At 73.4% G+C, this 20,137-nt stretch carries 19 protein-coding genes; 9 read left to right on the forward strand and 10 right to left on the reverse strand.

Features of this window, described 5'->3' with window-relative positions:
* The first annotated feature begins 100 nt into the window (after positions 1 to 100).
* Together ACGFZN_RS18105 and ACGFZN_RS18110 are read left to right on the forward strand one after the other, a co-directional pair.
* Complete coding sequence (locus tag ACGFZN_RS18105; protein ID WP_330337446.1) at positions 101 to 475, forward strand: helix-turn-helix transcriptional regulator; 375 nt, start codon at positions 101 to 103, stop codon at positions 473 to 475.
* A gap of 201 nt (positions 476 to 676) precedes the next feature.
* Positions 677 to 1,147: a Dps family protein gene (locus ACGFZN_RS18110; protein WP_393859805.1), complete on the forward strand. Its 471-nt coding sequence runs from the start codon at positions 677 to 679 to the stop codon at positions 1,145 to 1,147.
* A gap of 395 nt (positions 1,148 to 1,542) precedes the next feature.
* On the opposite strand, the gene ACGFZN_RS18115 is transcribed toward ACGFZN_RS18110, so the two are convergent.
* Both ACGFZN_RS18115 and ACGFZN_RS18120 read right to left on the reverse strand, forming a co-directional pair.
* Entirely contained in the window at positions 1,543 to 2,388 is an 846-nt protein-coding gene (locus ACGFZN_RS18115) for an Fpg/Nei family DNA glycosylase (protein WP_393859457.1), read from the reverse strand.
* A 101-nt stretch (positions 2,389 to 2,489) separates the two neighbouring features.
* Positions 2,490 to 7,469, reverse strand: coding sequence for an ATP-dependent helicase (locus ACGFZN_RS18120; RefSeq protein WP_393859458.1), 4,980 nt, complete (start codon positions 7,467 to 7,469; stop codon positions 2,490 to 2,492).
* A 239-nt stretch (positions 7,470 to 7,708) separates the two neighbouring features.
* On the opposite strand from ACGFZN_RS18120, the gene ACGFZN_RS18125 reads away from it, so the two are divergent.
* From ACGFZN_RS18125 to ACGFZN_RS18135, 3 genes are read left to right on the forward strand one after another with little or no spacing between them, the layout of a single operon-like run.
* On the forward strand, positions 7,709 to 8,578 hold the full coding sequence (locus ACGFZN_RS18125) for an AraC family transcriptional regulator (protein WP_393859806.1): 870 nt from the start codon (positions 7,709 to 7,711) through the stop codon (positions 8,576 to 8,578).
* Between the two features lie 50 nt (positions 8,579 to 8,628).
* Entirely contained in the window at positions 8,629 to 9,420 is a 792-nt protein-coding gene (locus ACGFZN_RS18130; RefSeq protein WP_393859807.1) for an AzlC family ABC transporter permease, read from the forward strand.
* Positions 9,417 to 9,725: an AzlD domain-containing protein gene (locus tag ACGFZN_RS18135; protein ID WP_330337441.1), complete on the forward strand. Its 309-nt coding sequence runs from the start codon at positions 9,417 to 9,419 to the stop codon at positions 9,723 to 9,725. Before ACGFZN_RS18130 ends, ACGFZN_RS18135 begins: the two co-directional genes overlap by 4 nt.
* Positions 9,726 to 9,795: 70 nt before the next feature.
* Here the strand turns inward: ACGFZN_RS18135 and ACGFZN_RS18140 are convergent, their stop codons facing one another.
* Entirely contained in the window at positions 9,796 to 10,740 is a 945-nt protein-coding gene (locus ACGFZN_RS18140; RefSeq protein ID WP_393859459.1) for a hypothetical protein, read from the reverse strand.
* Between the two features lie 80 nt (positions 10,741 to 10,820).
* On the opposite strand from ACGFZN_RS18140, the gene ACGFZN_RS18145 reads away from it, so the two are divergent.
* Positions 10,821 to 11,015: a DUF3046 domain-containing protein gene (locus tag ACGFZN_RS18145; protein WP_330337439.1), complete on the forward strand. Its 195-nt coding sequence runs from the start codon at positions 10,821 to 10,823 to the stop codon at positions 11,013 to 11,015.
* A 123-nt stretch (positions 11,016 to 11,138) separates the two neighbouring features.
* A complete protein-coding gene (locus ACGFZN_RS18150) occupies positions 11,139 to 12,383 on the forward strand; it encodes an AI-2E family transporter (protein ID WP_393859460.1) in 1,245 nt (414 codons plus the stop codon).
* A 116-nt stretch (positions 12,384 to 12,499) separates the two neighbouring features.
* Here ACGFZN_RS18150 and ACGFZN_RS18155 read toward each other — a convergent pair whose 3' ends face one another.
* On the reverse strand, positions 12,500 to 13,246 hold the full coding sequence (locus ACGFZN_RS18155) for a hypothetical protein (RefSeq protein WP_393859461.1): 747 nt from the start codon (positions 13,244 to 13,246) through the stop codon (positions 12,500 to 12,502).
* A 324-nt stretch (positions 13,247 to 13,570) separates the two neighbouring features.
* On the opposite strand from ACGFZN_RS18155, the gene recA reads away from it, so the two are divergent.
* Entirely contained in the window at positions 13,571 to 14,698 is a 1,128-nt protein-coding gene (gene recA / locus ACGFZN_RS18160; RefSeq protein ID WP_393859462.1) for a recombinase RecA, read from the forward strand.
* A 3-nt stretch (positions 14,699 to 14,701) separates the two neighbouring features.
* Complete coding sequence (gene recX, locus ACGFZN_RS18165; RefSeq protein ID WP_393859463.1) at positions 14,702 to 15,472, forward strand: recombination regulator RecX; 771 nt, start codon at positions 14,702 to 14,704, stop codon at positions 15,470 to 15,472.
* Positions 15,473 to 15,573: 101 nt separating this feature from the next.
* Here recX and ACGFZN_RS18170 read toward each other — a convergent pair whose 3' ends face one another.
* The 6 genes from ACGFZN_RS18170 to ACGFZN_RS18195 form a co-directional block, all read right to left on the reverse strand.
* On the reverse strand, positions 15,574 to 15,984 hold the full coding sequence (locus tag ACGFZN_RS18170) for a rhodanese-like domain-containing protein (protein WP_393859464.1): 411 nt from the start codon (positions 15,982 to 15,984) through the stop codon (positions 15,574 to 15,576).
* Positions 15,981 to 16,514, reverse strand: a complete 534-nt coding sequence (locus ACGFZN_RS18175) for a cysteine dioxygenase (RefSeq protein WP_393859465.1) — start codon at positions 16,512 to 16,514, stop codon at positions 15,981 to 15,983. The genes ACGFZN_RS18170 and ACGFZN_RS18175 overlap by 4 nt, the downstream gene beginning before the upstream one ends.
* A 77-nt stretch (positions 16,515 to 16,591) precedes the next feature.
* A complete protein-coding gene (locus ACGFZN_RS18180) occupies positions 16,592 to 16,678 on the reverse strand; it encodes a putative leader peptide (RefSeq protein WP_313960178.1) in 87 nt (28 codons plus the stop codon).
* 77 nt (positions 16,679 to 16,755) lie between these two features.
* Positions 16,756 to 18,360, reverse strand: a complete 1,605-nt coding sequence (locus ACGFZN_RS18185) for an FAD-dependent monooxygenase (RefSeq protein ID WP_393859466.1) — start codon at positions 18,358 to 18,360, stop codon at positions 16,756 to 16,758.
* 177 nt (positions 18,361 to 18,537) lie between these two features.
* A complete protein-coding gene (locus ACGFZN_RS18190) occupies positions 18,538 to 19,428 on the reverse strand; it encodes an amino acid ABC transporter permease (RefSeq protein ID WP_393859467.1) in 891 nt (296 codons plus the stop codon).
* On the reverse strand, positions 19,425 to 20,090 hold the full coding sequence (locus ACGFZN_RS18195; protein WP_393859468.1) for an amino acid ABC transporter permease: 666 nt from the start codon (positions 20,088 to 20,090) through the stop codon (positions 19,425 to 19,427). Before ACGFZN_RS18195 ends, ACGFZN_RS18190 begins: the two co-directional genes overlap by 4 nt.
* Between the last annotated feature and the right edge of the window lie 47 nt (positions 20,091 to 20,137).

The following is a 20,137-nucleotide window of genomic DNA, read 5'->3' on the forward strand; positions in this document are numbered from 1 at the left end:
CCCTGAGTGAACACGACATCGCTCCCCGCACGGCCGCGGCGCAAGGCGGTACGGTGGGGCGAGAAGGATGCGGCTACGCGGTCCGAGGAGGGAGCCACCGATGATCCTGCTCCGTCGCCTGCTGGGTGACGTGCTGCGTCGGCAGCGCCAACGCCAGGGCCGTACTCTGCGCGAAGTCTCCTCGTCCGCCCGAGTCTCACTCGGCTATCTCTCCGAGGTGGAGCGGGGGCAGAAGGAGGCTTCCTCCGAGCTGCTCGCCGCCATCTGCGACGCGCTGGACGTACGGATGTCGGAACTCATGCGAGAAGTGAGCGACGAGCTGGCGCTCGCCGAGCTGGCCCAGTCCGCCGCGGCCACCGAGCCCGTGGCGACGCCGGTCCGGCCGATGCTGGGATCGGTGTCGGTGACCGGTGTGCCACCGGAACGGGTGACCATCAAGGCGCCCGCGGAGGCTGTGGACGTGGTCGCCGCGTGACGCACGCGCACGCGGCTTAGCGAACCGAGACATCTGCGGCCCCGGCTGCCTGCCCCAGGTCTTCCTGGAGCAGACAGCCGGGGCTTTCGCTTGCCCGGGTGTTCTGTGTGATGTTCGTCGCTTTTGCGTCAGTTTGCCGGGCTTGGGTGGGGCGGTCATGGTGGGAGGGACATGACGGCGCCCCAGCACCGGAGGAAGCGGATGTACGTCGTGAAGAGCCCGTTGGCCGACGCGGACCTGAAGACGGTGGCCGAGGCGCTGCAGGGCGGCCTCGTCGACCTGGTCGACCTCGCCCTGGTCGCCAAGCAGATCCACTGGAACATCGTCGGACCCCGTTTCCGCTCCGTCCACCTGCAGCTCGACGAGGTCGTCGCCTCCGCGCGCACCCATTCCGACACGGTGGCCGAGCGGGCGTCGGCCCTGGGCGTACCGCCCGACGGGCGCGCCGCCACGGTGGCCTCCGGCAGCGGCATCGGCACCACTGCGGCGGGCTGGATCAAGGACGGCGACGCGGTGCGGGCGATGGTGGACGCGCTCGGCGCGGTGATCACCCGGATGCGGGAGCGGGTGGCCGCGACGGGGGAGCCGGACCCGGTGACCCAGGACATCTTCATCGGCATCACCGCGGACCTGGAGAAGCACCACTGGATGTTCCAGGCGGAGAACGCATAGGCCGGCGCCGGCACGGGCCGGCTCTTGCGCACCGGTGAGCCCCGCAGTGCGCCTCCCGCGCCGGGCGGGCGGCGGTCTAGCGTCCGGCAGGAGGTGGTGGCGCGCATGGTGGCACGCACAGTGCGCTGGACGCTTCGGCTGGGGCTCACGGCCGTGTGGTGGTGGGCCGGGCTGCGGCTCGCGCTGGGGCAGGGCCCGGGTGTGCTGGAAGGGGCCGTCGTGGCCGGCGGGTGGGGGCTGAGCGTGCTGCCGGTGCACTGCATGCCGGAGTCCCGCGCCGCAGGGGCGCCGCCCACGGGGAGCCGGCCGGCCGCCTGGCGGGCGGGGGCGCCGGCAGGGCATCGCGGGGCCCTCGTTCGGGCGAAGTTTCCGGCCCGTCGTGAGGTGCGGCTCGGTCAGCCGGTGCGGCGGGGATAGCGGTCCCGCCAGCGCTGCGCCGTACCGGGGGCCGGGGCCGGGCCCGTCTGGCAGGTGGGGCACCAGTAGGTGGGGCGTTCCTGGGAGCCGTCGCCCTGGTCGGCCACGCGGACCGGTGTGTGGCAGCGCAGACAGGGCCGGGGCGCGCGGCCGTAGACGAACAGGTCGTGCCGCTGCAGGCCGGTGGTCTGACGGACCGGGCGGTCGCGGTTCGCCTCCAGCAGTCTCCTGGCCAGCACGGGCAGTCTCCCGGCGCGGTCCGCGGGCAGCGCGCCGACCGGGAGCCACGGGGTGACGCCCAGCAGGAAACAGAGTTCGCTCTTGTAGATGTTGCCGATGCCGGCGAGGTTGCGCTGGTCGAGCAGGGCTTCGCCGAGCGGGCGGGCGGGGTCGGCGAGGACGTTGGCGAGGGCGCGCTCGGGGTCCCAGTCGGAGCCGAGCAGGTCGGGTCCCAGATGGCCGACGACCCGCTCCTCCTCGCCGGTGCGCAGCAACTCCAGGACCTGCAGCCGGTAGCCGACGGCCGTGCGGTCGGCGGTGCCGAGGATCGCCCGGATCTGGTGGGCCGGGCCGCCCCGCCAGCGCTCGCCGGTGCCGTACACCTTCCAGGAGCCCTCCATGCGCAGATGCGTGTGGAGGGTCAGGCCGCCCTCGAACCGGGTGAGCAGGTGTTTGCCGCGCGGGACCGTGCTGAGCACGGTACGGCCCGTGAGGTCGACCGTCGCGTACTTCGGCACCCGGAAGTCGCTGCGGGTCAGCGCCTTGCCCGCGAGGGCCTCGTGCAGCCGCCGCGCGGCCTGCCAGACCGTGTCACCTTCGGGCATGCGTCAAGGGTGCCACGGGCGGGCCACAGCGGCCGGGGCGGGACCGGGCTGCCGCTCTCGGGCGCGAGGGGCGCCCGGTGGAGGGCGGCGAGGCGGTGTCGTCATGGTCTCAGGCGCAGGCCGCGCGGTGTGGCCACGAAGCCCGCGGCTTCCAGAAGGGCGCCCATGGGCGAGGTCAGCGCCTGGGCGCCGTTGATCCGCTCGACCGTGACCGTGCCGAGGGAGCCCGCGCGGGCCGCCGCGGCCAGGGCCTCCGCGGCCGTACGCAGCCGGGGGTCGTCCGCGGTCTCGGTGTCCGACGTGCCGGGCCAGGCCAGCAGGGTCTTGCCGCCGCGCTCCATGTACAGCGTCAGCTCGCCGTCCACCAGGACGACCAGCGAGCCCGCCTTGCGGCCCGGCTTGTGACCGGCGCCGGTCGGCGGCTCGGGCCAGGACAGGGCCGCGCCGTAGGCGTTGGCGGGGTCGGCCGCGGCGAGGACGACGGCACGCGGATCGGGCGCGGCCGTGCCCGGACGACCGCCGTATCCGCGTGGCGCCGGTGAGCCGTAGGCCCCGGAGCCGCCTCCTCGGGGTCCGCCGTAACCGGGGGAGGCGAAGGGGTCGGCGAGGTCGCGGGGCGAGACGTACTCGCCGCCGGCGGGCGGGGGGTCCGCCGGCGGCCAGGTGAAGTCGCCGTCGAGGCCGGGGTGGGCGAAGCCGCCGTCCGACCCGTCGAAGGGCCCGGGGAGGGGGTGGCCGTGGGGTGTGCTCCCGGCGCCCGGGACATCACCCCCGAACGCGGGCGCGGCGAAGCCGTTCGAGGGACCCGGGAAGCCGTTTCCGGCGGGGGTGCTCTCCCCGCGGTCACGGGCGTTGGACACCGCGCGGAGCCGGTCCACCGCGCCGTCCATCGCGAACTGGGCCGCGCCCAGGCCCTCGACCACATAGCCGCGCCGCGCCTGGCCGCTCTCCTCGAAGGCGGACAGCACGCGGTACACCGCCGAGAAGCCGCCCTCGATCCCCTCCGCGGCGACCGCCCCACGGGTCACCACGCCGTGCCGGTCCAGCAGGGTGCGGGCCAGCGCGTGGGCGCGCACGGTGGCGTCCGGCTCGGCCACGGGCAGCAGCGACCAGCGGCCGGCGACGGTGGGCGGGCCGCTGCGCGAGGCGGTGCGGGCGGCGGCCGTCAGGGAGCCGTAGCGTCCGCGCGGAACGGCACGCTTGGCGCGGTGGGCGGTCGACCCCGCCGTACGGCCCGAGCCCAGCAGCGACCGCATCGGGGCGAGGGTGTCGTTGGTGAGCCGGCCCGACCAGGCCAGGTCCCAGAGCGCGTCGGCCAGTTGGGGATCGGTGGCCTCGGGGTGCGTGGTGGCCCGGACCTGGTCGGCGATCTGGCGGAAGAACAGGCCGTAACCGCCCGCCAGTGCGTCCAGCACGGACTGGTGCAGCGCGGTCAGCTCCAGGGGGTGGGGCGGCGGGAGCAGCAGGGGGGCCGCGTCCGCCAGATACAGGGAGACCCAGCCGTCCTTGCCGGGCAGGGCGCCCGCTCCCGCCCACACCACCTCGCCGGCGGCGGTCAGTTCGTCGAGCATGGCGGGCGTGTAGTTCACCACGCGGGACGGCAGTACCAGCTTCTCCAGCGCGGACGCCGGCACCGAGGCGCCCTGCAACTGCTCGACGGCGCGCACCAGTCCGTCGATCCCGCGCAGACCGTGGCCCTTGCCGATGTGCTGCCACTGCGGCAGGAACTGGGCGAGCGCGGCCGGTGGCACAGGCTCCAGCTCATGACGCAGGGCCGCCAGCGAACGGCGGCGCAGCCGGCGCAGCACGGCCGCGTCGCACCACTCCTGGCCGATGCCCGCCGGGTGGAACTCGCCCTGGACCACCCGGCCGTTCGCGGCCAGCCGCTGCAGCGCGCCCTCGGTGACCGCCACGCCGAGGCCGAAGCGGGCCGCCGCCGTGGCCGACGTGAAGGGGCCGTGGGTGCGGGCGTACCGGGCGAGGAGATCGCCCAGCGGGTCCTTGACCGGTTCGGTGAAGGCCTCGGGCACGCCGACCGGCAGGGCCGTGCCGAGCGCGTCGCGCAGGCGGCCCGCGTCCTCGACCGCCGCCCAGTGGTCCGCACCGGCGATCCGGACCTTGATGGCCCGGCGCGCGCCGGCCAGCTCGCGCGCCCACTGCGGATCCGCGCCCCGCGCGACCAGCTCCGCGTCGGTCAGCGGGCCGAGCAGCCGGAGCACGTCGGCCACGCCCTCCACGTCCTTGACCCGGCGGTCCTCGGTGAGCCACTGCAGCTCGCGCTCAAGCTCGGTCAGCACGTCGGCGTCGAGCAGCTCCCGCAGCTCCGCCTGGCCCAGCAGCTCGGCGAGCAGGCGGGAGTCCAGGGACAGCGCGGCGGCGCGGCGCTCGGCGAGCGGGGAGTCGCCCTCGTACAGGAACTGGGCGACGTACCCGAACAGCAGGGAGCGGGCGAACGGGGACGGCTCCGGGGTGGTGACCTCGACCAGCCGCACCTTGCGGGACTCGATGTCACCCATCAGCTCCACGAGCCCGGGGACGTCGAACACGTCCTGGAGACACTCGCGCACCGCTTCCAGGACGATCGGGAACGAGCCGAACTCGCTCGCCACCTGGAGCAGTTGGGCGGCGCGCTGGCGCTGCTGCCACAGCGGGGTGCGCTTGCCGGGGTTGCGGCGCGGCAGCAGCAGCGCCCGGGCGGCGCACTCGCGGAACCGGGAGGCGAACAGGGCCGAGCCGCCGACCTGGTCGGTGACGATCTGGTCGACCTCGCCCTTGTCGAAGGCGACGTCCGCCGCGCCGACGGGCGCCTGCTCGCTGTCGTACTCGGTGCCGGCCTTCGTCGGCTCCTGGTCGAGCAGGTCCAGGCCCATCAGGTCGGCGTCGGGCAGGCGCAGCACGATGCCGTCGTCGGCGTGCATGACCTGTGCGTCCATGCCGTACCGCTCGGACAGGCGGGCGCCTAGCGCCAGGGCCCACGGGGCGTGTACCTGGGCGCCGAAGGGGGAGTGGACGACGACTCGCCAGTCGCCCAGCTCGTCGCGGAAGCGCTCCACGACGATGGTGCGGTCGTCCGGGACATGGCCGCAGGCCTCCCGCTGCTCGTCCAGGTACGACAGCACGTTGTCCGCCGCCCAGGCGTCCAGGCCCGCCGCCAGCAGTCGCAGCCGGGCGTCGTCCTTGGGCAGCGAGCCCACCTCGCGCAGGAACGCGCCCACCGCGCGGCCCAGTTCCAGCGGACGGCCCAGCTGGTCGCCCTTCCAGAAGGGCAGCCGGCCCGGCACGCCGGGTGCGGGGGAGACCAGGACGCGGTCGCGGGTGATGTCCTCGATGCGCCAGGAACTGGTGCCCAGCGTGAAGACGTCGCCCACCCGGGACTCGTAGACCATCTCCTCGTCCAGCTCGCCGACCCGGCCGCCGCCCTTCTTGGGGTCGGAACCGGCGAGGAAGACCCCGAACAGGCCCCGGTCGGGGATCGTGCCTCCGGAGGTGACGGAGAGGCGCTGGGCGCCCGGGCGGCCGGTGATCGTGCCGGCCACGCGGTCCCACACCACGCGTGGGCGCAGCTCCGCGAACGCGTCCGACGGATAGCGGCCCGCGAGCATGTCGAGGACCGCGGTGAACGCCGACTCGGGCAGCGACGCGAAGGGGGCCGCGCGGCGGACCACGGCGAGCAGGTCGTCGAACTGCCAGGTGTCCAGCGCCGTCATGGCGACCAGCTGCTGCGCGAGCACGTCCAGCGGGTTCGCGGGCACCCTCAGGGACTCGATCGAGCCCGAGCGCATCCGCTCGGTGACCACCGCCGCCTGGACCAGGTCACCGCGGTACTTGGGGAAGACGACACCGGTGGAGACGGCCCCCACCTGGTGTCCCGCGCGGCCCACGCGCTGCAGCCCGGAGGCGACCGACGGCGGGGACTCGACCTGCACGACCAGGTCGACGGCGCCCATGTCGATGCCCAGCTCCAGACTGGAGGTGGCGACCACCGCCGGCAGCCGGCCCGCCTTCAGGTCTTCCTCGACCAGGGCACGCTGCTCCTTGGAGACCGAGCCGTGGTGCGCGCGGGCGATCACCGGGGGCGCGCCCTGGGCGGCGCCCGAGCCGCCCATCAGCTGGGCCGGGGAGTGGTGTTCGTCCAGGGTCTCGCCGGTCGCCCGCTCGTAGGCGATCTCGTTGAGCCGGTTGCACAGCCGCTCGGCGAGGCGCCGGGAGTTGGCGAACACGATCGTGGACCGGTGCGCCTGCACCAGGTCGGCGATCCGCTCCTCGACATGGGGCCAGATCGACGGCTTCTCGCCGCCCTCGCCGGCGTCGGCCGCCGGGGAGCCGCCCAGCTCGCCCATGTCCTCGACCGGCACCACCACGGACAGGTCGAACTCCTTGCCGGACTCCGGCTGGACGATCTCCACCTTGCGGCGCGGCGAGAGATACCGGGCCACCTCGTCCACCGGGCGGACGGTCGCCGACAGGCCGATCCGGCGGGCCGGCCGCGGCAGGAGTTCGTCGAGCCGCTCCAGGGACAGCGCGAGATGTGCGCCGCGCTTGGTGCCCGCGACCGCGTGCACCTCGTCCAGGATCACCGTCTCCACGCCCGTGAGCGCGTCACGCGTGGCCGAGGTCAGCATCAGGAACAGCGACTCGGGGGTGGTGATCAGGATGTCCGGCGGGCGGGTGGACAGGGCGCGCCGCTCGGCCGCCGGGGTGTCACCGGAGCGGATGCCGACCCTGACCTCGGGCTCCGGCAGGCCCAGGCGCACGGACTCCTGGCGGATGCCGGTCAGCGGGCTGCGCAGATTGCGCTCGACGTCGACCGCGAGGGCCTTCAGCGGGGACACGTACAGCACCCGGCAGCGCTTCCTGGGGTCGGCCGGGGGCGGGGTCGAGGCCAGTTGGTCCAGGGCGGCGAGGAAGGCGGCCAGCGTCTTGCCCGAACCGGTCGGGGCCACCACCAGCACGTCCGAGCCCGCGCCGATGGCCTGCCACGCGCCGGCCTGGGCCGCGGTGGGCGCGGAGAAGGCCCCCGTGAACCAGCCGCGGGTCGCGGGGGAGAAGCCGTCGAGGGCTCGATGTGCGGAGCTGACCATGCGTCCATCCTGCACCCGCCCACTGACAATCACGCTGACCTGGGCAGACGCCGTCCGGCGGGGCTGGGCGGGGGCGCCAGGCGGACGCCCGGGCGGAGAATGGGCGCATGGCGGGTGCAGCAGGCCGGGACGAGGAGCGGAACCGCGGGGCCGGGGCCGAGGCCGAGGTCCGGCCGGTGGGGCGCGGGCGGAACCGGTCGTACGACGATCAGCCGGGCGCGGAGCGCGTCGGTGACGGCGTGGCGGGGCGTCGGCCGGTGGAGCGGGCGCGGCACTGGCGGTACGACGACCTGCCGGGCGTGGACCTGTTGCGGGCCCGCTATGTCCGCAAGACCTTCGTGCGGCACACCCACGAGCACTTCGTGATCGCGGCCATCGCCGATGGCGTCGAGATCTTCCAGCACCGCGGCTCCGACGTGTACGTCCCCGCCGGAGCCCTCGCCCTCGTCAACCCGGACACCGCGCACACCGGCCGCGCCGGTGTCCCCGAGGGCTGGCGGTACGGTGCCGTCTACCCCTCGCCCGAGGTGGTCGCCGCGATCGCGGCCGAGACCACCGGCATCCGGGGCACACCGGGTTTCGTCAGCCCCGTCCTCGACGATCCCTACGCCGTCCGTCTGGTCCACCAGGTCCTCCGCGCCGCCGACGAGGGCAACGCGCTGGCCGCCGACACCTTGCTGCGGGTCGCCGTGACGAGGCTGCTGCGGCTGAACGGCGGACCGCTGCCGCAGCGGCCGGTGCGCACGGCGGGAGCCCGTGTCGCGGCACGCGCGCGTGCCGTGCTCGAGGAACGCATGGCCGGGCCTCCGACCCTGGAACGCCTGGCCGCCGACCTCGGCACCAGCCCCTTCGCCCTGCTGCGCGCGTTCCGCGACAGCTACGGCATGCCGCCGCACGCCTGGCTGACCGACGCCCGGGTGCGCCGCGCGCGCCTGCTGCTGGATGCGGGGGCACCCCCGGCCGAGGCGGCCGTGGCCGTCGGCTTCACCGACCAGCCCCATCTGAACCGGCACTTCACCCGGATCGTCGGCGTGCCTCCTGGGGCCTACCAGAGGGAGCGCACCTCATCCGGCGAGGGCGGGCGCAAGAACGTACAAGACCCGGGCTGAGACACGCCCGTACCGTGCCGCGTGTGGCACAGCAGACATTGCTCGCGGACATGACGACGGACGACGCGCACAAGCCCGACCGGGCCGTCGTACGGGACGCGCTGGGGGTCGGCGTCGCCGTGGGGCTGTCCGGATTCGCCTTCGGGGTGACCTCGGCCGGCAGCGGACTCGGTCTTCTCCAGACCTGCGCGCTCAGCCTCCTGGTCTTCACCGGCGCCTCCCAGTTCGCCCTGGTCGGGGCGCTGGCTGCCGGCGGCAATCCGTTCACGGCGGCCGCCGGCGCCTTCTTCCTCGGCGTGCGCAACGCCTTCTACGGGCTGCGGTTGTCGCACCTGCTCGCTCTCCCGCGCGCGGTACGGCCGTTCGCCGCCCAGTGGGTGATCGACGAGACGACGGCGGTCACCCTGGCCCAGCCGACCCGCCGGGCCCGGCGCATCGGCTTCACCGTCACCGGGCTCACCCTGTACGCCCTGTGGAACCTCACCACGCTCCTCGGCGCGCTCGGCGCCAAGGCCATCGGCGACACGCGCGCGTGGGGCCTGGACGCGGCCGGGCCCGCCGTGTTCCTGGCACTGCTCGCGCCCATGCTGCGGACCACCACCGAACGCGCCGTCGCGGGCCTTGCGGTCCTGCTGGGCCTCGGCCTGCTGCCCGTCCTGCCGGCCGGTGTCCCCGTCCTGGTGGCTGCCCTGGCCGCGCCGGCCGCCCTCCTCGCCGAGGGACGCCGTGAGGCGCGCGCCGGACGAGGCGCGTCACGAGCGCCGGACCGCCCGGATAGGCCGGATAGGCCGGATGGACTGGATGGACCGGACGGACCCGCAGAGGGGGAGGAGGAACGGTGAACACCTGGATCGCGATCGGCCTGACCGCGCTCGGCTGCTACGCCGTCAAGCTCGCCGGGCTGCTGGTGCCCGCGGGCGTCATGGAGCGGCCCTTCGTGCGGCGGCTCGCCGCCCTGCTGCCCGTCGCCCTCCTCGCCGCGCTCACGGCGCAGCAGACGTTCGCCGACGGGCACGCGCTCGTGCTGGACGCACGGGTCGCCGGGCTGGGCGCGGCCGCCGTGGCGCTGGTGCTGCGTGCGCCGTTCCTGCTGGTCGTCGCGGCGGCCGTGGTGGTGACGGCGGGCGCGCGTGCCCTCGGAGGGTGAGGGCGCCCCGGCTCACGCGGTCGGCCGCGCGGCCGGCGGGTGCGGTCGGCTCACGGGTGAGGGCGTCGGCTCAGCCCACGTACCGGCCGTGCGCCCGCAGGGTGCGCAGCGCCTCGATCGTCACCAGGGAGCGTGCCTCCAGCGCGGGGGCCGGCGCCCACCGGCGCCAGCGGACCGGCCAGCCGCCGTCGTCCTGCTGCTCGGCGGCGAGGTGGTCCAGGGAGCGCGCCATCTCGTCGTCCGTGAACCACGCTCGCGCGAGCGACTGCGGAGTCCGGGCGAAGTCGTGCGGGAAGTGGTGCTCGCCCGGGGCGTAACCGGACGCCACCGGAAACGCGTCGAGCCTCTCCGGGTCGAGGGCGGCGAGCCGCTGCTCGCGCACCAGACGGCCGAGCCGGTCCGCTGCGGCCTCCGCCCGCGAGCGGTCGGGAGCGGAGTCCAGGAAGGCCACGGCGGCCTCCACCTCGTAGGGGTGGGACTTCTCCAGGGACTCCACGGCCTGCCAGCAGAAGTCGGTGGCCCGGAACAGCCAGGCGTGCCACACCTCGTTGCGGTGCAGCAGCCCGACCACCGGCCCGGTGGCGAGCAGGTCGCTGGGCGGGTCGTCCACGACCGGGACGAACGGCGCCGCCGGATAGCCGCGCTGGCTGGGATGGATCGCCGGCAGGGCGCCGTCGGCCGTGGAGATCGCGGTCAGGTAGCGGCACACGCGCTCGACCCGTTGCCCGGCGCAGCGTCCGATGGCGTCCAGCACCCCCAGCGCGTGCGCGGTGTGCAGGGGCTGGCTCACGGGGCCGCGCAGATCGGGCTCCAGCGCGTGGCCGTATCCGCCGTCCTCGTTGCGGTAGGCGTCCAGCGCCGCTTCCACCGGGTCCGGGCTGCCGTGCAGGAAGTGGTGCGCGAAGAGGCGCTGCTCCAGCACGCGCGCGTTGAGCCACACGAACTGCTCGGCGCGGAAGAGCGGGGAGCGCGCCGGGGGCGTGGAGGGGAGTGGGGAAGCTCCTGTTTCGGACATGCGTCAGACCGTAGGGCGGAAAGCGGTCTCGGCAAGCGCTCCCGGCCGGGGCCCACCCTCAGGGGCGGGATACTGGAGTCATGCGGTTGACGGTCTTCTGGCAGCGGATGGCGGAGCACTTCGGTCCCGGGTACGCCGACACCTTCGCACGTGATCACGTCATGTCGGAGCTGGGCGGGCGCACGGTGCACCAGGCACTGGAGGCCGGCTGGGACGCGAAGGACGTGTGGCGCGTGGTCTGCGCGGTCATGGACGTGCCGGGCGAGCGGCGCTGAGGCACGCACCGCGCAGCCGGAAAAGTCCCTTTCTTTCGTTAAGCGGTCAACCGTGTGGCACTGAACGGCCGTGAAGACCGCAGGTGGGCGCGGGTTGTCGGTGGCGTGGGCGAGACTTGGCCCGTGGCATCCATCGACGAGGACAACGAGCCGTCCGTCCGGGACACGGCATCGACCGGCACGACCCCGCCCGAGCGGCCCCCGGCCCCCGGCCCCGTCGCTGTGGCCGCCCGCATGCCGCGCTGGCTGCCGCGCGCCATGGTGCTCGCGCTCGCGCTGATCGCCGCGTTCCAGCTCGGCAGCTGGGCCTTCCACCAGCTGACCGGACTGTTGATCAACGTGTTGATCGCGTTCTTCCTGGCCCTCGCGGTCGAACCCGCGGTGAGCCGGATGGCCGCCCGCGGCATGCGCAGGGGACTCGCCACCTTCCTCGTCTTCCTCGGACTGGCGATCATCGCGGCCGGATTCGTCACCCTGCTCGGCTCCATGCTGGCCGGCCAGATCATCAAGATGGTCGAGGGTTTCCCGGCCTACCTCGACTCGCTCATCAACTGGATCAACGAGACCTTCCACACGCAACTGCGGCGCGTGGACGTCCAGGAGGGGCTGCTCCACTCCGACTGGCTGCGCAGGTACGCGCAGACCAGCGCCGCCGGTGTCCTCGACGTCTCCGCGCAGGTGCTCGGCGGGCTCTTCCAGCTGCTGACGGTGGGGCTGTTCTCGTTCTACTTCGCCGCCGACGGCCCCCGGCTGCGCCGGGCCCTGTGCTCCGTCCTGCCGCCCGCGCGCCAGGCCGAGGTGCTGCGCGCCTGGGAGATCGCCGTCGACAAGACGGGCGGCTATCTGTACTCGCGCGGCCTGATGGCGCTCATCTCCGGCATCGCCCACTACATCCTGCTCCAGGCCCTGGGCGTGCCGTACGCGCCCGTGCTCGGCGTCTGGGTGGGCCTGGTCTCGCAGTTCATCCCGACCATCGGCACCTACCTCGCGGGCGCGCTGCCGATGCTGATCGCGTTCACCGTCGACCCCTGGTATGCGGTGTGGGTGCTGGTGTTCGTCGTGGTCTACCAGCAGTTCGAGAACTACATGCTCCAGCCCAAGCTGACCGCAAGAACCGTCGACATCCATCCCGCGGTCGCCTTCGGCTCGGTCATCGCGGGCACCGCGCTGCTGGGCGCCGTCGGCGCGCTGATCGCCATTCCGGCGGTGGCCACGCTCCAGGCGTTCCTCGGCGCGTATGTGAAGCGGTACGCCGTCACGGACGACCCGCGCGTGCACGGCCACCGCGGCCGGGGCGCCGGCGGTTCCGGGGTGCCGGCCCGGATACGCCGGCCGCGAGCCGGGCGGCCCGAGCCGGAGGAGTCGTAGCAGGAGGGGCGCTCGTCAGCCGGTGCCCGTCGCCGTAGGCGGGGGCGTCCGGGGGCGGACGGCTCAGCCGGTGACGACGGGCGTCCGCCGGCGCGGGCCCACCGCTCCCGCCCCTGTCACCGGTAGGCCGGCACCGCCCACAGCCCCGCCACGGCGACCGCCGCCGCGTAGCAGCCGACTCCCGTGGCCACGATCCGCAGACGTGTCCGTTCGCTCCAGGGCGAGCGGGAGAGCAGCCGGGCCGGCGCGGGCAGGACGAGCACCGCGTGCAGGCTGACGCCGTGCAGGGGCTTGAGCGGGGCCGTCGAGTGGTAGGCGGCCTCCTGGTGGCCGGTCCTGGTCAGCACCACCCCGCGCGCGATCATCGCCGCTCCCGAGGCCAGCGCCACCAGCAGGATCGCGAACCCGGAGCGGACGGCGAGCACCATGCCGGCCGGGCCCGCCGGCCGGTGCCGGAAGGACGCGACGGCGAAGACCGTGAGCAGGACGACCAGCACACCGCCGCCCACCGCGAGCGTCATGGACACCATCGTGTCGAAGGGGGTCTCCATGTCCAGGTGCGAGGGCACCCGGCGCCATGCCTGGAGGGTGATCCCGGCGACCTCCACCACGCAGTCGGCCGTGAAGACGAGCAGCAGCACCGAACGCAGCCGTGCGCCGGCACGCAGGTACGACGTGACCCAGGCGACCGCGATCAGCGTCACTCGGAAGGAGAGCCCGAACGTGACGGGCTTGCGCCAGGAGACGGGACCGTCCCACGGGCCGCCGTCGGCCGCGAACACCACCAGGTGCACGAGACCTGACAGGACGAGCAGCAGTCCCGTCGCACGGCAGAGGCGGTCGGCGGTATGCGGATCGGCCATGGGGCCGAGGCTTCCCGGGCCGGCCCGTGCGGTCGTCGTCCGGCCGAAGGCACCCGCCGTACGCCGCCGGGAGTAGCCGCGGGAGCAGGGGTGCCGGGCGGTGAAGAACCGGTTCCGCGCGCCGCGTGGTGCGCTTGACACCAAAATCGAACATCTATTCTTATGGAGGCTCAGGCGAGGGTCTCGAGGAGGATTTCGTCCCGTTCTGCGGGGATGAGTCCCATAGTTATCCACAGGCCAGGCCTGCGTCGGGGCGCATTGTCAGTGGCAGGCGTTAGCGTCTTTGACGTGAAGCGATCGACTCAAGCAAACCGGGTGGAACCCATGGCAGGAACCGACCGCGAGAAGGCGCTCGACGCCGCGCTCGCGCAGATTGAACGGCAATTCGGCAAGGGCGCGGTCATGCGCATGGGCGAGCGGTCGAAGGAGCCCATCGAGGTCATCCCGACCGGGTCGACCGCACTCGACGTCGCCCTCGGCGTCGGTGGCCTGCCGCGCGGCCGTGTCGTCGAGGTGTACGGCCCGGAGTCCTCCGGTAAGACCACGCTGACCCTGCACGCCGTGGCCAACGCCCAGAAGGCCGGCGGCACCGTCGCCTTCGTGGACGCCGAGCACGCCCTAGACCCCGAGTACGCCCAGAAGCTGGGCGTCGACATCGACCAGCTGATCCTCTCCCAGCCCGACAACGGCGAGCAGGCCCTGGAGATCGTGGACATGCTGGTCCGCTCCGGCGCCCTCGACCTGATCGTCATCGACTCCGTCGCCGCGCTCGTCCCGCGCGCGGAGATCGAGGGCGAGATGGGCGACAGCCACGTCGGTCTCCAGGCCCGTCTGATGAGCCAGGCCCTGCGGAAGATCACCGGTGCCCTCAACCAGTCCAAGACCACCGCGATCTTCATCAACCAGCTGCGCGAGAAGGTCGGCGTGATGTTCGGCTCGCCGGAGACCACCACCGGTGGCCGCGCGCTGAAGTTCTACGCCTCGGTGCGCCTGGACATCCGCCGCATCGAGACCCTGAAGGACGGCACGGAGGCGGTCGGCAACCGCACCCGCGTCAAGGTCGTCAAGAACAAGGTCGCCCCGCCCTTCAAGCAGGCCGAGTTCGACATCCTCTACGGCCAGGGCATCAGCCGCGAGGGCGGCCTGATCGACATGGGCGTGGAGCACGGCTTCGTCCGCAAGGCCGGCGCCTGGTACACGTACGAGGGCGACCAGCTCGGCCAGGGCAAGGAGAACGCGCGCAACTTCCTCAAGGACAACCCCGACCTGGCCAACGAGATCGAGAAGAAGATCAAGGAGAAGCTGGGCGTCGGCGTCCGGCCGGAGGAGCCCGCCGCCGAGCCGGGCACGGACGCGGCGGTCACCACCGCGCCCGCCGACGACGCCAAGACGGCGCCCGCCCCGGCGGCCGCCAAGGCCACCAAGCCCAAGGCCGCCGCGGCCAAGAGCTGACCCGTGACACGACGAACCGACTGGACCGAGTACGAGTACGCCACCCCCGGTGCCCCACGGGGGAGGGGCACCGGGGGCCGCTCGGACTTTGCGCCGGGCGGTGACGACGGACACCGGGACGACGGGTACGGGGACGACTCGCCCGGCCGCGGGTCCGGCGGCGCGGGTCCGCGGGGCGGCCGGGCCCGCGGCCGGAGACGGCGCGGTTTCGGGGACGCGCCCGGTGAGGACGAAGGCGCCCCTTCCTCGTCGAGGGCCGAGCGGGGGGAGTCTTCAGGGGACCCGGCTGAGCGGGCACGGGCGATCTGCCTGCGCCTGCTCACCGGGACCCCGCGTACCCGCAAGCAACTCGCGGACGCCCTGCGCAAGCGGGAGATCCCCGAGGACGTGGCCGAGGAGGTGCTGTCGCGGTTCGAGGAGGTCGGGCTGATCGACGACGGCGCGTTCGCGGACGCCTGGGTGGAGTCACGGCACCACGGCCGGGGGCTCGCACGCCGGGCGCTCGTCCAGGAACTGCGCACCAAGGGGGTCGACTCGGCGCTGATCGACGAGGCCGTCTCCCAGCTCGACTCCGACCAGGAGGAGGCGACGGCCCGCGAACTCGTGGCCCGCAAACTGCGCGCCACCCGTGGCCTTGACCGCGACAAACGGCTCCGCCGCCTAGCGGGGATGCTCGCCCGCAAGGGCTACCCCGAGGGCATGGCGCTGCGCGTCGTCCGCCGGGCACTGGAGGAAGAGGGCGAGGACACCGAGTTCCTCGAACGGGACTTCTGACCCTCCGGGCGGCGCGGGTTCAGGACCCCGCCGGGCCGGCGAGGACCCCTTGGCGGTGGGGGTACAGCCCCCGTGCCGTGCACGGGGGCTCCGGATCTCGGTCAGGGCGTGGCCGGCTCCACCGGCAGGCCTTCCGCCCGCCATGCCTGGAAGCCGCCCACCAAGTCGGTCGCCCGGTGCAGGCCCAGTTGGTGCAGGGAGACGGCGGCGAGGCTGGAGGCGTACCCCTCGTTGCAGACCACCACCACGCGCAGGTCGTGGCCGGTGGCCTCGGGGAGGCGGTGGCTGCCCCGGGGGTCGAGGCGCCACTCCAGTTCGTTGCGCTCGACGACGAGCGCGCCGGGGATCAGCCCGTCCCGCTCGCGCAGGGCCGCGTACCGGATGTCGACGAGCAGCGCCTCACCGGTGCGCGCCGCCTCGTACGCCTCCCGCGCCTCGATGCGCCGGTAGCCCGCGCGTACCTGCTCCAGCAGCTCGTCGATGCCGACCGGTGCTTGTCCGATGCCGCTCACTGCCAGTCCTCCGGCCGTTCGACCTGCTCGAGGTGGAGCACCTGCCCGGTGCGACTGTAGCGCCGGATGCGCGGCAGGGGCGGATAGTAGGCGTGCACGGAGATCGCGTGTTCGTCGCGGGACTCGTTGAGGACCTCGTGGACATGGTGGCGGCCGAAGGCGCGGCCCTGGCCCGCGGCCAGCCGGCGTTCGCGGTCCACACCGTCGGTGAGTTCGAGGGTCTTCCAGCCGTCGGTCGGCAGCCGGGCGGCGAGCGAGTTCTCCTTGAGCGTGCCGGAGGCCGTGAAGAACGCGCCGACCGAGTCGGCGTGGTCGTGCCAGCCGGTGCCGGTGCCGGGCGGCCAGCCGATCAGCCACGCCTCGCTGCCGCCCGGCCCCTCCAGCCGCACCCAGGTGCGGCCCTCCGGGTCGAGCGGAAGGGAGGCGATCAGCTCCGCGTCGGCGGCCGTTCGCCGTACGAAGTCGAGGAGGTCCGCCTGAGTGGGCGCCGAGCCGACGGCAGGGGACAGGGAAGCAGGGGAGACAGACACGTACACCGTCCTGAAGCCTGATGAGGGTTCGCGGAACGGGCGCCACGAGGCGCCCGGAAAGGAAAGGGGAGGCGAATTCAGCAGGACGGGCGACACACGCAGCCCGCGTAGCGGACGAGGTCCATGTGGACCCTCCGCCACAGGCGCACGCAGGTGTCGGTCATGGTCGGGAGTACAGCATGCCGGTGTACTCCGGTCAACTCACCGTCACCATGTGGACCGAGGGTGACGGCCCCCGGGATCAGCGGGCGCCGGAAGCGACCCGTGCCTCTTCCTTGGCCGCGCCGCCCACCGCCGCCTCCGCCGCCGCGTACAGATCGGCCGGCCGGACCCCGCTCAGGGCGGTGACCAGATGGCCGTCGGGGCGTACCAGCAGCACGCTGTGCGCCGGCGCGTCCGGGTAGCTCTCGGCGACCAGCAGTTCGGCCGGGCACGGCAGGGCGGTCACGGCCGCCGCGAGGCGGGGCATGACTCCGGCCGAGACCCAGTGCTTGCGGTCCCACACGCCCGTGCCCGGCGCGATCAGGACCACGAGCAGTGCGCCGCGGCCGAGCCGGTCGCGCAACTGGACGAAGGAACCATCCTCCGCGGTCACCCGTACGTCGGTGACCGGTTCGCCGGGCAGGGTGCCGACCGGGATCTCGCCCTCCAGATGCCCGGGCGCGAGCGGAGAGGAGGCGTACGCCCCCGGCGCACCCAGCGGCCCGCGCCCCAGGTGGCCGTCCGTCAGCAGCGCGTCGTGGCCCCGCGCCGCACCCGGCACGATCTGGCGCAGCCCGCCTCCGCCGCGCAGCACCGGCAGCGCCTGGTCGGCGGCGCGCAGCCGGGCGGCGATCACCGCACGCCGCTCGGTCTGGTAGCTGTCCAGCAGCGCCTCGCGCGGGCCGTGATGCCAGGCCGAGGCCAGCTTCCAGGCGAGGTTGTCGGCGTCCCGCAGGCCCTCGTCCAGCCCCTGGGTGCCGAGCGCGCCCAGCAGGTGGGCCGCGTCCCCGGCGAGGAAGACCCGGCCGACGCGCCACCGGCGCGCCAGCCGGTGGTGCACCGTGTGCACACCGGTGTCGAGCAGGTCGTACGCCGGTGTGGAGCCGTCGGTCCAGCCCGCGAGGGTCTCGCGGATCCGGGCCACCAGGATCTCGGGCGTGACCAGGTCCTTGCCCGGCGGCAGCAGCCAGTCCAGGCGCCACACCCCGTCCGGGAGGGGGCGGGCGGTCACCTCCACGGCCGAGGGCCCGGACTGCCGCCACGGCGGCATCCGATGGAGCAACGCGCGACCCTCCCACGGAAGTTCCGTGCGCAGCGCGGCGACCGCGTGCCGCTCCACCGCCGTACGGCCCGGGAAGCGGATGTCCACGAGCTTGCGCACCGTGGAGCGCGGACCGTCGCAGCCGACCAGGTAACTGCCGCGCCACCAGGTTCCGTTCGGGCCGCGGGTGTGCGCGGTGACGCCGGAACGCTCCTGCTCGATCCCGTCCAGACGGCTGTCCACGGCCAGCCGGACGAGGGGCTCGTCGGCGACGGCCGCGCGCAGGGCGCCGGTGACGGTGTGCTGGGCGATGTGCAGCGGGGCCGCGGGATCGTCCGCGTCGAAGGCGATCTCGGTCATGACCTGCTTGCGCCGGACCGAGCGCCATCCGGCCCAGCGCACACCGTGCTCGTCGAGCGCCACCCCGGTCAGCCGCTCCAGCAGGGCGGCGGTGTCCTCGCGCAGTACGACGGTGCGGGCCGGGCGGGGTTCGTCCTTGCCGGGGCCCTCGTCCAGGACGACGCACGGCACGTCCTGGCGGGCCAGCGCCAGAGCGAGCGCCAGCCCGACCGGCCCCGCTCCGACGACGATCACCGGGTCCATGACGCGGTGCCCCCTGCCCGTGACGACGCCCTGACGGGGACAAGTGAACAGGAAGGTGGAGCGGGGTGCACGATCACAAAACGTATGCAACCCATTGGCAGAGTTTGCGTCAAGCGACCGGAGGCAGTGGCGATCATGCCACTGCCTCCGGGTCATGCTTTCGGGCCTGAGCGGGCGTCAGGCGGCGGTACCCGCTCCCGCATGGCCCGCGATGTCCACGGTGTCCTCGGCACCGAGCACCGCCCCCGTCGACTTCTTGCGCCGTCGCAGCCGGCCCTCGAGCCAGCTGGCGAACGAGGTCAGCGAGAAGTTGACGGCCACGAAGATCACGGCCACCGCCGTGAACGAGGCGATGGTGTTGGCACCGTAGTAGCCGCTCATCGTGTTCGCCGACGCGAGCAGTTCGGGGAAGGTGAGGACGGCGCCGCCGAGCGCGGTGTCCTTCACGACGACCACCAGCTGGCTGACGATCGCCGGGAGCATCGCGGTGACCGCCTGCGGCAGCAGGATGAGCCGCATCACCTGGCCCTTGCGCAGACCGATCGCCATCGCCGCCTCGGACTGGCCCTTCGGCAGGGCGAGGATGCCCGCGCGGACGATCTCGGCGAGCACCGACGCGTTGTACAGCACCAGGCCGGTGACGACCGCGTACAGCGGACGGTCGTCCGAACTGACGTTGGTGTACTGGCTGTACAGCTCGTTGCCGAAGATCATCAGGACGAGCACCGGAATCGCCCGGAAGAACTCGACCACGACCGTCGCCGGTACCCGCACCCACACGTGGTCCGACAGCCGCGCGATGCCGAAGACGGCGCCCAGCGGGAGCGCGATGACCATCGCCAGGGCCGCCGCCTTCAAGGTGTTCTGCAGGCCCGGCCAGATGTACGTCGTGTAGGCCTCCGAGCCGAAGAACGGCTTCCACAGGGCCCAGGCCAGCTGGCCCTTGTCGTCGAGGGACGTGTACAGCCACCACACGAGGGCGGCGAGGGTGACCAGGAAGACCGCCGTGTACAGGACGTTGCGCCGCTTGGCGCGCGGGCCCTGGGCGTCGTACAGGACCGAGGTCATCGCTTCACCGCCACCTTCTTGCCCACCCAGCCGAGGATCAGGCCGGTCGGCAGGGTCAGGCAGACGAACCCGAAGGCGATGACCGCGGAGATCGCGAGCAACTGGGCCTCGTTCTCCACCATCTTCTTCATCAGGTACGCCGCTTCCGCCACGCCGATCGCGGCCGCGACGGTCGTGTTCTTCGTCAACGCGATCAGCACGTTGGTCAGCGGGCCGACCGCCGCGCGGAAGGCCTGCGGGAGGACGACCAGGAACAGCACCTGGGTGAAGCTCAGGCCGATGGCCCGGGCCGCCTCGGCCTGGCCGACGGGCACCGTGTTGATGCCGGAGCGGATCGCCTCGCAGACGAAGGCCGACGTGTAGACGATCAGTCCCAGCACGGCCAGCCGGAAGTTGATCGTCTCGAACTTGTCCGCGCCCAGGGTGATGCCCAGCGTCTGGTTCAGCCCGAGCGAGGTGAACAGGATGATCACCGTGAGCGGGATGTTGCGCACGGTGTTCACGTAGGCGGTGCCGAAACCGCGCATGAGGGGCACCGGGCCCACCCGCATGGCGGCCAGCAGGGTGCCCCAGACCAGGGAGCCCACGGCCGACAGCAGCGTGAGCTGCACCGTCGTCCAGAAGGCGCCCAGCACGTCGTACTTGTCAAGAAAGTCGAACACGATCTCCCGCGCTTCCGCGTGTAGGGATGCCCGGGTGCGCCGCCCTC

It is taken from the genome of Streptomyces sp. NPDC048192 (genome assembly GCF_043202415.1).
Classification (GTDB): Bacteria; Actinomycetota; Actinomycetes; order Streptomycetales; family Streptomycetaceae; genus Streptomyces.